Below are 13,667 nucleotides of genomic sequence, written 5' to 3'. Positions count from 1 at the left end.
ATGGGTGGATGGGTGGGAGGGTAGATGGGTTTTGAGAGTTGGATTTTGGGTGGTGAATAGGGGAGGGATACATCGTTGCTACTGGTTTTGTTGTGATTGGTTGTGGTTTGACTTGTGGCTTGGCAGATTTCTGGATAGTTGCGACGGGTTGTAGATCTGGTTTGGGTTGAACGGATTTACGGGAGGCTGAGTGAGCAGCTGCTTTCGTGACTGGCTTTGCTGGCGGTTGAGCTGTGGTCTCCGGCTTGCTCAGGCGGGATTTGCACGAGGACAGGGTGGTCTGTATCCAGGCATTGATGTTCCAAATGGTCTGCCCCGTCATGCTCAACCTGCTCCAGAAGATTACCAACTTTGCTGAACGTTATTTCTCTCTGAGAACAACCTACCCTGTAAGAGCGGTTTAACCATTCGTAGGGGCGGTTTTTGCCATCACCGTTTAAGTCTGAACCACAATTGATCAGCTAAACCCGCCCCTACCTCTTTCAAACCAACAGAAACTTATCTATTTGCTCATCTCGCGTTTCATATCTTATGTGCCCCGATGGAAAGGCATCGCTTTCAGGATTGGCTGTTGACAAAACTTATAACTTCACGGTGGATCTTTTGCGGGAGTTGCATTACAACTTTGAGCATTCTTGTCACATTTAGTGTTTGATCAGCCGAAACAGATCGGCGTAAATCGACATCCAGTGTGGCTAAACCGTCAAAACCTAAGCTTACATCTTGCACCAAAACCCAAAAGGGTTCTCAGAATGCAAGGTGCAAGTAAGTGGGAATCACCACCGTGATCAAAGCTAAATGGGCGGAGTGAATGTGAGGAGTCGGAGTTTCGAAGTGAGTGTGAGGAGTCACAAAATATGAATTCGAGTCACCGATCGGCCATCGGCCAATCTGTCATCTGGCTAGCTGGCATGGCATTCTCTGTGGGTGTCGGCGAATCTGCGATCGCGCAGGTGCCTGATTCATCCAATCCCCAGCCAGCTCCAGAACCAATTGCCAGCGCGCCATCTGGTACGGAGAATGCGGTTCACGCAGCCTCGAACGTGACGGTGCTGCACGTGAATTCCGTTGCCGGACAGGATCAATCAGGTTCCGGTGAATCGAATGCTCCTTTTCGCAGCCTGACTCATGCGCTCCAGGTGGCTCAACCCAATACGGTGATTGTGTTAGCGCCCGGTACCTATAGTGCAAGTAATGGTGAGTCGTTTCCGATTCAGCTCAAGTCTGGTGTGACGATTCAGGGCAACCCCGAAAATTCCGGCCAGGATGTGATCATCAAAGGCGGCGGTATACATGGCAGCCCTGCATTTGGCGAGCAAAATGTGACGCTGGTGGGAGCCGATCAGGCGGGTCTCACAGGCGTTACCGTCACGAACACCGATCCAAAGGGCTACGGCTTATGGATTGAATCCACTAGCCCGATCGTGGTCAACAATACGTTTCATGCCAACGGCTACGACGGCGTAGCCGTGGCAGGTCGCGCCAATCCGATGCTGCGCAGTAACCTATTTGCGGGCAACGGTGCCAGCGGCGTTTCTCTCTTCGGCCAAGCAGGCGGAACCCTACGCAATAATACGTTTGATAGCAACAGCTTTGGCGTGAATATTGCGCATCAAGCCCGACCGATTCTGGTGGGGAATCGAATTTTGCGGAACCGGGACGGCATTGTAGTGCAGGACGAAGCGCGTCCCGCCCTCCAGGTCAACATCATCGAAGGCCAAGAGCGTGATGGGTTGGTCGCTAGAGCCAATGCTCAGCCCAATCTGGGCACACCGGATCAAGCAGGCGGCAACATCTTCCGCAGCAACGGTCGCTTGGACATCAACGCCGAGGCAGTGCAAACGCCGATTCCGGTTTATGGTAGCCAGTTTGAAGCCAGTGCAGCACGGGGCAAAATTGATGTCACGGGTGCGATCGCACTCAACGCCAACGCACCTGTCACGCCGACCAGCAATCCCTTCAACGCCACGCTGGCGGAGATGAGCCGCACCAATCAGGTCAGCGTCACGCCAATTAATCCAGTCACTTCCAGCACCACGCTGCCCAATTCCGCAGCGGCCAGTGCTGTCACACCCAGTCCGACCTTACCTAGTACGACAGCATCGGCTAGCACAAGCACGACCCAGGCTGCTCCAGCATCACAGGCGGGAACCAGCGGCGGCGCAGCACCTCAAACTAGTCAAACCCAAGTTAGCCGAACGCCGTCAGTGCCGCCGATCTCAGCGATGGATGCCTGGATTCAGAATTCATCCGCAGAACGTCCAGCAGCGGTCAGTGCAGCGCTCGAAACGACTGCTAATGCCTCAGAACCTGTAGCAGAAGAGGCAGATACAGTAGCGGCTGAATCTGTTGGATCTAGTGAAGCGGAGCAGGTTGCGATCGCAGCTCCACCTCCACCTGCCACACCAACATCAGCAGTCACCGAGGAAGCAGCACCAGCTAGCGCAGCATCTCCCAGTGAAGCAGTAAATGAATCAGATAGTGGCTTAGACAGCAATCAGATCGCGATTCGCATCCCCACGCCGACCTTGCCAACGGTCAACTCAAGTCCTACGGTTGAACCTGCTGCACCTGACGCGACTGAAGCACCCGTAGAGCCAGAATCGGCTAGTGGTGATCAGGCAGCCACTTCTGAGCCAGCAGCATCTGAAACCACATCAGAAGAATCGTCTCCAGCCGCCGCTACGGTGGCAGAGGCACCTAGAGGCGGAGCGGCATCCCGGCCACTGGTTACTGAAATTACGATTGAGCCAATCCTTGAGCCAGCCGCCGCTCAAGCCGCCACCAATCTGGAAGAGGCGACAGATGAGCCAGTTGCTGTATCACCAGCATCGGAGGAGTCGGCAGCAGTAGCCGCAGACGTTGAAGTTGAACAGGAAGATACTCAAATCGCGGTTCGGCCAGCGGCTGAATCGGTCTCGGATTCATTGGTCACAGAGGTTGAATTTACGGCACCATCGACCAGCAGCACTCGTGAAAGCGCAAGTGCATCTGAATCATCAGAGCCAGCGCCTATCCTGTCTGCTGCGCCAGCATCTACGCCTCCAACAGCCGCCGATCTACAGCTCCCGGCTCAGCCAGTACCAGAGGTGAGTGCAGCGAGAACCAGTGTAGATACAGCTACCGCATCTTCATCAGCACCTGCTGAAACGCCTGCTGATGAAGCGGCATCGACTGAGACTGAACCGGAAGCGACACCGCTACCCACGATTACATCACAGGTGACGGTAGCCGATTCCACCAGCGTGCCAGCGATTCAGGATGCTCCGGCTAATGCCTCGACAGCGCGATCGCAATCTCAACTGCCAGCCGCACCTGCTAATGCTCCAGTAATCAACAATGTGAATAACGGCACACTGGCATTGGCAACGCCTCCCCAAAATCTGACCAGCGATCAGCCTATCTCGATTCCCGTCCCGACTCCAGACACCGCTGGCAGTGGTACTAATTCGTCTGACACTGCAACTCCAGCGGGCTGGCCTTCGCTCCTGCATGACCGCCAAACAGCGAACGCTCGTCGTTCAGACAATCTGGCGGCAGTCATTTCTAGCGATACGCCTGAAACGATATCTGAGGCGACAGCAGACACTCCAGCAGCGAGTTCATCTGAAGCAACCGCTGAACCCGCTGTAGAACCAACGGCAGAACCAGAAATCGTTGCAGCGGCTCCGGCTGAAACGGTGCGTTCTCTAGAGTTCAGCATTGATGCTGTGCAGGATATTGTTCCTGAAAACAGCCAGCAGACGATGCCAGAAACGACTGAGGTTGTCGATGAAGACAGCTCATCTGTGGAGACAACAGAAGCGGAGACAACAGAAGCAGCCAGCCGCACCAGTTCGAGCCGCGATTACAGCGATTTAGCGACCGCGATCGCAGATCGACCCTTTGCCCTGCGATCGCATTCCAATGATCAACGTTCAGCCGAACCAACCAACGCAAGTCGCGATGTTGCAAGCCGCGATACGGAGCGCGAGTTCACCATCGCCGCCAGATCTGGCGCAGACACAGCGATCAGGGACGTAACCGACACCGATGCAGCAACGCCTGAGCCTGTAGATGACGCTGATGCAGTACGGGAATTTGAATTTACGGCTCCGACTGCATCGCCTAACGTACCCAGTGTCTCAACACCAGCGCCCAGTGCAGCAACCTCTAGTACCGCTACCCGTCGTGAGCCAACGTTGCCGCGTCTGCCCTCGCGTGCGACTCGTGAGCAGGTATTGGCCATGACCAGCAATGCTTCAGGCGCAACAGGTTCACTCGTGAGTGCGCTGGCCACTCGTTCAACGACAGGCACGGAAACCAGCGCAATTTCGATTCCCGTTTCACCCGCAGGGGGCACAGCTCCAGGCACAACCAGCCCTGTACCCAACGGAGAGGCCGAGCAAATTGCCCGTGCGATCGCAGAAGCTGAAGAAAATGCACTGCCTGTCCCCAGCATCAATATTCCTCTAGCCCGCAGCAGCGTTCCTGCCGTCAACGTCTCGCCGAATGCCACCCGCAGCCCCATTGATCCGCCGCCACCACCCACGCGGGCATCAAGCCTTGGTCTCGGCTATCGGCTGATTGTGGATGCACCCAGCACCGCTGAGCAAGAACGGCTGAAGCAGCATGTCCGCGACGCATTCCGGGTTCAGTACAACGGTCGGTCAATGATGCAGGCGGGCGCATTCCGCGATCGCACAGAGGCGACTGCCATCATGCAAATGTTGCAGGAAAGTGGATTTAGCGTCATCCTAGCAGAGTAAGCATCGTTGCTAGACCGATGAATTCTCCCCACGCAGCATCGCCAAATTCAAGGCCAGATGCGATCGCGCATCGCAGTCAGTCCGCGCCGCCAATCGACAAACCAATTGTCTTTTTCGATGGTGAGTGCAATTTGTGCAACGGCTTTGTCGATCTGCTGTTGAAGCTCGATCCAGCAGGCAAGATGTGGATTGCGCCGCTGCAAGGGGAGACCGCTGCCCAACTGCTGCCGTCGCTACCGACCGATTTGGAAGCCTGGTCGATGTTCTATCTGGATCAAACTGGGCTATATGACCAGTCTAACGCCGCGCTGAAGGTAGCTGAGCGACTGGGTGGACTGTGGTTAATCGTGGCGGCGTTGCAGATCATCCCTCAACCCATTCGCAATGTCGTTTATCGCACGGTGGCGAGCAATCGCTACCGCTGGTTTGGCAAACGAGCGACCTGTCGAGTACCCACCGAAAAAGAGCGATCGCGGTTTCTACCCTAGGAACACGGCAACCAAAAGCGTTCCCCTAGCGTAAGGCTTAAACATCCGCCATTAGGAATCGCCGCACCGAACTTCTTCTCATCTACAGTACCCGCTTTGACGGCGCAGAAGCGTGGAAATATTTGGCATACAAAACGCTATATGTAGAGTGGTTTATGCAATTTAGGCACAAACAGATGGAATATTTAGCGTCATTAAGCTTCTAGAATGTAGCTTGCTTCTGCTAGCGTATCGATACAAGAAAGTACAAACATTTTTTAAGATTCAGCTAGCCAAATCGGCAGTTGTTATGAAGAAAAGTTGCAAAACATCAGAATTTGAGCGGAATGGTAGCAAACAGGGTTGTTGATCCATCAGATAGTTGAAATGTCGATTGTATTGAGCAATACACGAAGTGTTTTGACTGTCTTTATCCGATTCAAATCAACAACTTTGATTAAAGAAATGCAACGAAAATCGTGGCTCAACTATCAAGAATACTTACAGACTGCAACTCAGATCAGCATTGGGCTGACGCTGCTGCTATTGCCTTTTCCAAATTTGAAGCTATTATATTAATTGGGTCGAAGCTGAATGTAATAACTAGGGGCTAAACAGAATGAACAAAGCCTACTTCAAAGATCGCTACTTCCCATAGCTATTTTTACAAGTTTTAATCACTTTCTATCTGTTTTAAAGACTATACTAAGATTGACGAAATCATAGGTATTTAGATCACTCGTGCTGTCATTCGTTTCATCATGCGTAGTGATATAGATTATAGGTTTCAGTCGTCTGGAATTGGATTGTGCATCTCTTTCAACTAAACAAGACCTCAAGCCTTCTTAGCTTTTTGAATTTCTGCTTTTAGAGTAAACCTTTGGCATCTTGTCAGGATCTTGTTAATACGTCCAAGAATATATAGTTGGATAAGATGCAAAATTTTTGGTGTGAGGCTGAACTGTAGTCGTTCTAATAAATACGCTTTCTTAATTTTCCGAATCATAGGTCTATTGTTATTACCTGAACAGTGATTTTCCGATCGCTAGTTGCATCATTCAAATTAAATCATTCGAGCTTTCTCCGTTGATTTCTAGTGATCTCAATGTCTGATAAGTCGAATTATTAGCCTCAGTCCTGAACTGAAGTATAGATAACCAGATCAAATTGGGCAGATTCCCGGTTGCTCAAATTCTCTAATCAAGGCTAATAGTAAGAACAGTGTGCGTGCCTACAAGATGATCCGAATTCCGTATCTTGTTACGTCTATGTTCTTGTGGAGCATGTAAAGCAGAGATGTTGCATGGCTTTCCCCGATTGCTGACCCGTTACCTAGCGGTGGGTAGATTGAAACAGTCAATGAACGTATATCTTTAATACTTTCGCTGCTTCTAACCGCTAGCTGATGTTGCTCGCAGTTCACCGGATCACCGAACAGATAGAAGGTGAACCTTATTTTTCAGCCCAGATTTTAATCGCGTTTGGAGAAGTGAAATCGTGAATATACGGCCAATGCTTGTACGTTTGGAAGGCGCTCTGGAGTGCAGCAATATTGCTGAGCGCATGATCTTAATTGCCAAGCCAACGTTGAATCAAATTGATAATGGGCCGCTCAATTTAGTCGTTGGCTATGATAGTTCTCCTCGCAGCCAGATTGCTCTTGATGTTGCCCTTTGGATTGCCTATCAGACTCGGGTTGCTACCTCGTGTGAGGTTACGGTTCAGGTTGTGTATGTCGTAGAATCCGAGGCTCCGACCCAAACCTCTACGCTAGATTTACTGCACCAGCAAGAATCGGCGGGCGGCGTACCTAGCAGTTTGCCCGATTCTAAGCAGCTCCGTGACATTATGGATGTCCGCCAGCGTCACCGTTCCGCTCAGGGATTTGACGAGGCGCGGTTATCCATGCCAATTGCTCCCAAATTGGCATCTTCGGGAGGCCAAGCTCAAGCCGTCAAGACACCACCAACCCAAGCAGAACAGTTTGCTCAAGCCGATCGCATTCTGTGGCAGGCACGCTGTTTAGCCGATGAGTGGCGTGGCTCATTGAAAACTCACCTGCGCTGGGGTCAAGTCGCTACGGAATTACGCGAGGTTGTCGAGGAAGAGTCGGGTACGCTGCTGATCATTGGCTGTGAAACCGCAGAAGCAGAGTTGATTCAAGCATTAGGCATGGATTTCCCCTGCCCCGTCATTGGCATCCCACCTGAACTACAAGACGACTAACTTCACTGGCCCAAAAACCCAACAAGGGGATTAATCCCCTTGTTGGGTTTTTGGTTTATCAGGTGCAAGTCAACTGCTCAGGGCGGGAAATGCCCACCTACAACGTGAACGAAACCGCCTAAAATCAAAAAGAGGCAAGCAATGCTTGCCTCTTTTTGATTCGTAACGGGCCTGAAAGGATTCGAACCTCCGACACCGTGGTCCGTAGCCACGTGCTCTAGTCCACTGAGCTACAGGCCCATTCCCTTTACGGATATTCATCATAGCATACCCGATTCACAATGCAAGACTCTTCTGACAATTCGTCTGTAGACATGACACAAGCACGGGCTGAACAGTCTGAGAAATCGGCGCTTTCCCATTTAGACACACAAGGACAAGCGCAGATGGTAGACGTTTCTGCCAAATCTCAGACTGTCCGGCGAGCGGTTGCGATCGCACAAATTCGCATGCAGCCCGAAACGTTAGCGACGATTCAGTCCGGCAACGCACCCAAAGGGGACGTATTGGGCACGGCCCGCATCGCTGGCATTATGGCCGCCAAGCAAACGGCAAATCTGATTCCGCTCTGTCACACAATTCCGATTCAGAAAGTCGAGATTCAAATTACCCCGGACGAAGCGCTGCCCGGATACCGCATTCAGGCCGAGGTGAAAACCAAAGCCGAAACCGGGGTGGAAATGGAAGCGCTGACAGCCGTCTCGGTCGCAGCGCTCACGCTGTACGACATGGCGAAAGCACTCGAAAAAGGCATGCAGATTGAAACCATTCGCCTGCTTCAGAAAACGGGCGGCAAATCCGGCGACTGGACGGCAGAGCCATGACGCTACTGAGCTGGATGCTGTCGTTTTTTCCCGCGTTGGTGATGGTGGGTGCGATCGCAAGTTTCCTCTCGTTCTGCATCTGGCCGAACGGCTGGAGTTTACTGCTGCTGCTGGTCATCCTCTACGGTCTGCCGCCGCTGGTGCATCGGCTGCATCAGTGGCGCTATCCCATCACAGAAGGCATCAGCTACCTCCAGGGCAAAACCTACTCGCCCTGGTGGGGCAGTCACCAAATTCAAGCCATCTATATTGCGTTTCCAGTCCTAGAAACAGCACTGCGGCTAGTACCTGGCTTATTCTCATGCTGGCTGCGGCTGTGGGGTGCGAAGGTAGGCAAACAGGTCTACTGGACACCTAAACTCGAAATTAGCGATCGCAGTCTCCTCGACATCGGCGATCGGGTCGTCTTTGGCTACCAAGTTGGCCTCTACGCCCACGCCATCAAGCCCCGCCGCGACAACCTGATGCTTTACGTCAAACGGATTAGAATCGGCAATGACGTGTTCCTCAGCGGCGGCGTTCAAATTGGCCCCGGAGTTGCGATCGCAGATGGCACATTCGTCCCCACCGCCACCCACCTCTACCCCAACCAACTCTTCAACCCGCCCATCTAAACCCCACCACCAACCTTCAACCTTCAACAAAACCCATCCACTCTCCCACCCATCTACTCTCCCACCCATCCACTCTCCCACCCATCTACTCTCCCACCCATCCACCCTCCTACTCCCTTAACCCTCCTACCCATCCACCCCGAACACCCAACGTGATCCAATACTTCACCTGTCCACCCCCGGCCTATCTACAAGACCACTTCCACCAGTTTCTGCCGCAGTGGGATATTGCAGCAGAGTCGGTGCTGATTGTGCTGCAGCAGGTTCAGGAACCGCTTTGTGCCCCCACACCCCGCATCGATGGCTATAAGCAGCGCTGCCGCCATCGCTTTTTGGCCTGGGCTGAGCAGATGACATCGCAGCTCCAGGCCAAGGGCTACCGTTGCGATATCTTTGACCCCCGCACCGGACAGCCGATGCTGTCTGAGCCTGGAGAACGCTGTTTAGATGATGCGGCAGTGGTACAAGCCTGTTTGCACTATGACCTCAAACCCTGCGGCGACTGCTGCGTGATCAATCATCCCGAATGGGGCAGCGCCGTTTATCCGTCAATTTTGATGACCTCTGCGCCCCTGGTGGTTCTGCATCAGGTTGCGGCGAGAGTATTAGGTGACAATGCAGTGGGCTACCGCACGCAAGATTGGGCAAAAGAATCAGTCGTTTAGAGTCTGAAGATCCATATTCATACAAACTAGCTCATACAATAGACTTTACTGGAAATAAAGTTTTTGGGGTTGGAAATTGTTTTGTAGCGCGGCTCCGCCGCGCTACAAAACAATTTCCGATAAAGTCTAATTAAAGCGATCGCACATTTTGCACTTTTACATAGAACTAGATCACGAGAGCACGATGGCTGACTACACTGCCCCCGTAAAACAACTCCTCGAAATTGGAGAAGTTAAACCCAAATCGGTTGCTATACCGGAAAAATGGACTGACTACGCACAGGAGTATCAAATCAGCGAGTCTGACATTCCCGAACTGATACGGATGGCCACAGATTCCGAGTTAAATAACGCCAATATGGAGTCCAAAGAAGTTTGGGCACCCCTTCATGCTTGGCGCGCCTTGGCTCAGCTTCAGGCAAAAGACGCGATCAAACCGCTAATGAAGCTATTTGAGCTAGATGACGACTACGTTTGGTCGGATTTACCATCGGCATACGGATTCTTGGGCATTCCTGCAATTGAGCCGTTGAAGGAATATCTAGCCGATCGCAATCACAGTGTCATAGCGCGAAACACGGCTGCTGAGGCACTGGTCAAAATTGGGAATCAAGATGAAGCAGCTCGTCATCTTTGTGTAAGCGCGATCGCAAATCAGCTTAGCCACTACGTCCGCCAAAATCCCGAATTTAATGGCTTGCTCGTTGCTGCCTTGGTTGACTTAAATGCGGTAGAAGCTGCAGAGACAATCGAAACGGCCTATGCTGCGGGCTGTGTTGACGAAACGATTGAGGGCAGCTGGCATGATGTCCAGGCACGACTCGGATTAATTCCCTATTCGGAATTGCAAAATCTTCGTCAGGAAGAAGCAACCCGACCCTTAGTTGATTTTTCAGTTGCTGCGGCTAAATCCAGCGCCAAGCTGAAACCATCTGGTGGCGGTTTTGGTGGCGGCGGCAGCAAGAAAAAAAGAAGAAAAAATAGGCTGAGCTGACCTCTGGTGAGCAGAACAATACAGTAGATGCTGTGAACAGGGGGTACAAGGAAGCAGGGGAGCCAGATTCTATCGAATGGGTCTTGCAGCATGTGTCTCTGTTGTTCGTACAATCTCTGCATTTGCCTGGGTACTTAAGTATGCAGATTCGCAAGGCTCAGCCATCAGATATGGAACGAATTACAGCCATTCAGGTCGAGTCGCTGCGAAAGCTGTGCGCCAAGGACTACCGCGATCGCGATTTGCAAGCTCTGATTCGTAGCAAGCAGCGCGATCGCAACTGGGACGAAACGATTTTTGTGGCTGAAACCTCGGCAGGCGTGGTGGGATTTTGCGCGTTGAGTAATATCAGTCCGTTTATTCAAGCGCTGTTTGTCCATCCCGACTGGACACGCCAGGGCATTGCCACCGAGTTAATTGCCGCTCTCGAAGCTGAAGCGGTTGAGCGCCAAATCAAGCGTTTAATCGTGAATTCCTCGCTGACTGCCGAACCGTTCTATCGGGCCTGCGGTTATCAGGTGATTAAAGCGCGTCATCATATTTGGGTGGGTAAAGGCTGGCAGTTTGCCGACTGGAACGCCATTCCCTGCGTCAAAATGCAAAAGCAACTGATACCTGAAACTTGGCAAGACACGCTTTGGAAATGGGTATTACTGATTGGCATGGGAATTGCGATCGCGTTACTCATGTTTCCCTAATGGGAGAGGAACTTTCAATCCAGCTCCCCTGTTCCCAATTTGGGAGTAAGGGTTGAGGGAAGAGGGAGAATTTCGCCTACTCAATCTCAATCTCAATGAGCCGAGGACGCAAACACAGGTATGCCAGTGGGCCAAATAGCGGCACTAGGGCAACAGCCCAGAATACTCGGCGGTCTTTCACGCCACGTCGAGCCATATCGTCATCCAGGAGCGGCGTCAGCGGAAACAGCAGCGTCATCAAGCAGAAATCAATCGTGATCAGATGAATAAAAGGAACTGCGCGCCACTGCTCAACAAAATCTGACCAATCACCCAGCAGCCATGCCGTTGCCAGTAAGCCAATCGTCGCGACAACTAAGATAATTGCCGTGTTACGTGACTCCAACTGCTTGATCCACTGGCTCTGGTGTTCATACATCTGCTGATGGAATTCTTGATTGCGATTGCGAAAAATTAGATAAGGAACCAGCCCCACAATTCCGGTTGCATTGGACGCAATAAAGTAAAGCCAACTCGGTAGCCGCTGCTCTCGGCAATCGATAAACATCAGGCTGGCGTAGATCATCGGCCACACGCCCATCAGCCAGAACACGGCAAACAGATAGGCATTGACTTCCGTGACCTGAAAGGTGAGCAGTCGCGAGACAATCGGCAACGTCTCCGGCTGATCGAGGGGAGCCAGCCAGATAATATAAACCGTGAACCACAGCCAGATCAGGCTGATCATCACATTTCGACCTGACTGCTGAATGCCCTGGAGAAATCTCATAGCGGTACGATCAAACCCTAGTGTTTGATGACAGATCGCCCTCACCCTAAATCCCTCTCCCGCAGGAGAGGGACTTCCGATCCGGCTCCCTTTCTCCCGTGTACTTGTTTAGCATGACACTCTGACAGATCCCCCTAAATCCCCCTTAAAAAGGGGGACTTTGAGCTAGTGGTGGTATAGCCCCTTTTTCAAGGGGGCGGCGATAGCGGGGGATCGTATAACTACGCTAAACACATACGTGGGAGAAGGGGCTGGGGGATGAGGGCCAATTTCCTTCAACGTACCAATCACCAATCCTGCAACCGTCTATCGCTGGCAGGAAGTGATCAATTTCCAATCCTTAAGCAACAACCTGTTAGTCCGCTGGGCAAAATGCCTATTCTAAAAGTGCAGGTTTATTGACTCTGGGGAGCGCGATCGCACTGTGTCTAGGCAACATTACTTGTATTACAGTCAGCACCTCTCGCTGCAGCCCGGTTCGGCGCACGAAATTCATGATGTGCTCTGTGCCAATGCGGCAGCGAATTTGGGCTATTCAGCCATCTTGGCCTATCCCAATGCGGCAGCGAACTGGCTAAATCCGTTGAGCTGGATGGCTCCCGCGCGTTCTCAGGCACCAGACACGTATTTTCAAGAGTTCTACAATACTGATCCCGCGCTGACCGTTGCGCCGTTACCTGTCCCCAAACCAGCGCTGCAAAAGAAGAGTAAGTTTTTGGATGCCAATACGCTGGCCTGTAAGTACTATCTGCCTGTTCATTTGGCACGGAAAACTGCGATCGCGCATACCCGCAACTGGAATTTCGTCAAAGCCTGCGTCAAAAACAATCTACCTGTGGTGTTTGAGCAGCACTATTACGGCAAGCAGCCGTTTGAACCCGAAATCGTCAACCACCCCTGCTTCCAGGTGGCGATTACTCAATCACCGCTGACTCGCGACAGTTTAATCGAGTGCGGCATGCCCGCTGAAAAAGCGGTCTGGATGCACAACGGTTTCAGCCCGTCATTCCTCCAGCGTCAACCCACCGAAGCGCAAAAGTGGCGAGAGGAGCTACTCAGCTCCAATCGACAGAAACTGGTGCTGTATTCTGGCGCACTGGAGAATTTCAAAGGCATTGATGTACTGATTGCGGCAGCGAAAGAGCTACCCGAGGTGCAAGTGGCGATGACGGGCGGTACACCGGAGCAGGTGGCGCACTATCAGCAAAAGGCGCAGAATTTAGGCGTAGACAATGTCAAATTCCTGGGCTGGATTCATCCCCGCAGTCGGTTGATTAGCCTCTTCCAAGCCGCAGATGTGCTGGCGCATCCTCACTGTTCAGGCCATTCGGCAGATTTCACCAATCCGGTGAAGCTATTTCAGTATTTTTCGTCCGGTACACCAATCGCCGCAACGGAGATCCTACCGCTGAAGGAGTTTCAGAAGCCGGAACTGGCTGTTACCTGGTGTCCACCCGATGATCCAATCCAGTTTGCCCAGTGTGTGCGGCAGGCGCTTGAAACTTATCCACGTCGGCAAGAGGGCTACGCTCAAAATATTGATTTTGCGGCTCAGTTTACCTGGGAAAACCGAATTGAGCGAATTTTGAGCTACGTGGATGAGAAGGTGCGATTGGCTTTACAAGCTAACAGATATTAGAGTCTTTGTATAACTTCAAGCCA

The 13,667-nt window shown here is 52.0% G+C and carries 11 protein-coding genes and 1 tRNA gene; 10 read left to right on the top strand and 2 right to left on the bottom strand.

The annotated features are described in order from the left end of the window. Positions 1-190 precede the first annotated feature (190 nt). The 4 genes from AC286M_RS07885 to AC286M_RS07870 all read left to right on the top strand — a co-directional run bounded on the left by AC286M_RS07885 (position 191) and on the right by AC286M_RS07870 (position 7,441). The gene (locus AC286M_RS07885) at positions 191-358 is read left to right on the top strand and encodes a hypothetical protein (RefSeq protein ID WP_488203853.1); all 168 of its coding nucleotides are present in this window, start codon (positions 191-193) and stop codon (positions 356-358) included. 499 nt (positions 359-857) lie between these two features. After that, positions 858-4,748 carry a DUF1565 domain-containing protein gene (locus AC286M_RS07880; RefSeq protein ID WP_488203852.1) on the top strand — a complete coding sequence of 1,297 codons (3,891 nt, stop codon included), beginning with the start codon at positions 858-860 and terminating at the stop codon, positions 4,746-4,748. A 17-nt stretch (positions 4,749-4,765) separates the two neighbouring features. Beyond that, positions 4,766-5,236: a thiol-disulfide oxidoreductase DCC family protein gene (locus AC286M_RS07875; RefSeq protein ID WP_488203851.1), complete on the top strand. Its 471-nt coding sequence runs from the start codon at positions 4,766-4,768 to the stop codon at positions 5,234-5,236. Positions 5,237-6,727: 1,491 nt separating this feature from the next. Then, entirely contained in the window at positions 6,728-7,441 is a 714-nt protein-coding gene (locus AC286M_RS07870) for a universal stress protein (protein WP_488203850.1), read from the top strand. A 166-nt stretch (positions 7,442-7,607) separates the two neighbouring features. On the opposite strand, the gene AC286M_RS07865 is transcribed toward AC286M_RS07870, so the two are convergent. Next, positions 7,608-7,681, bottom strand: a tRNA-Arg gene (locus AC286M_RS07865). A gap of 41 nt (positions 7,682-7,722) precedes the next feature. Here AC286M_RS07865 and moaC point away from each other — a divergent pair. The 5 genes from moaC (at position 7,723) to AC286M_RS07840 (ending at position 11,236) form a co-directional block, all read left to right on the top strand. Next, complete coding sequence (gene moaC / locus AC286M_RS07860) at positions 7,723-8,265, top strand: cyclic pyranopterin monophosphate synthase MoaC (protein WP_488203849.1); 543 nt, start codon at positions 7,723-7,725, stop codon at positions 8,263-8,265. Continuing rightward, complete coding sequence (locus AC286M_RS07855) at positions 8,262-8,879, top strand: acyltransferase (RefSeq protein WP_488203848.1); 618 nt, start codon at positions 8,262-8,264, stop codon at positions 8,877-8,879. The genes moaC and AC286M_RS07855 overlap by 4 nt, the downstream gene beginning before the upstream one ends. A 152-nt stretch (positions 8,880-9,031) precedes the next feature. Beyond that, positions 9,032-9,544, top strand: a complete 513-nt coding sequence (locus AC286M_RS07850; RefSeq protein ID WP_488203847.1) for a methylmalonic aciduria and homocystinuria type D protein — start codon at positions 9,032-9,034, stop codon at positions 9,542-9,544. Between the two features lie 184 nt (positions 9,545-9,728). Next, on the top strand, positions 9,729-10,538 hold the full coding sequence (locus tag AC286M_RS07845; RefSeq protein WP_488203846.1) for a HEAT repeat domain-containing protein: 810 nt from the start codon (positions 9,729-9,731) through the stop codon (positions 10,536-10,538). Positions 10,539-10,678: 140 nt separating this feature from the next. Beyond that, the gene (locus tag AC286M_RS07840) at positions 10,679-11,236 is read left to right on the top strand and encodes a GNAT family N-acetyltransferase (RefSeq protein ID WP_488203845.1); all 558 of its coding nucleotides are present in this window, start codon (positions 10,679-10,681) and stop codon (positions 11,234-11,236) included. 76 nt (positions 11,237-11,312) lie between these two features. Here AC286M_RS07840 and AC286M_RS07835 read toward each other — a convergent pair whose 3' ends face one another. After that, positions 11,313-12,005: a DUF2834 domain-containing protein gene (locus AC286M_RS07835; protein WP_488203844.1), complete on the bottom strand. Its 693-nt coding sequence runs from the start codon at positions 12,003-12,005 to the stop codon at positions 11,313-11,315. A gap of 424 nt (positions 12,006-12,429) precedes the next feature. On the opposite strand from AC286M_RS07835, the gene AC286M_RS07830 reads away from it, so the two are divergent. Then, entirely contained in the window at positions 12,430-13,644 is a 1,215-nt protein-coding gene (locus AC286M_RS07830; protein ID WP_488203843.1) for a glycosyltransferase family 4 protein, read from the top strand. Positions 13,645-13,667: the final 23 nt, after the last annotated feature.

It is taken from the genome of Thainema salinarum CENA647, assembly GCF_057732415.1.
The sequence above is the reverse complement of the archived record's forward strand: the minus strand, read 5'-3'. Positions and strand labels throughout refer to the sequence as shown.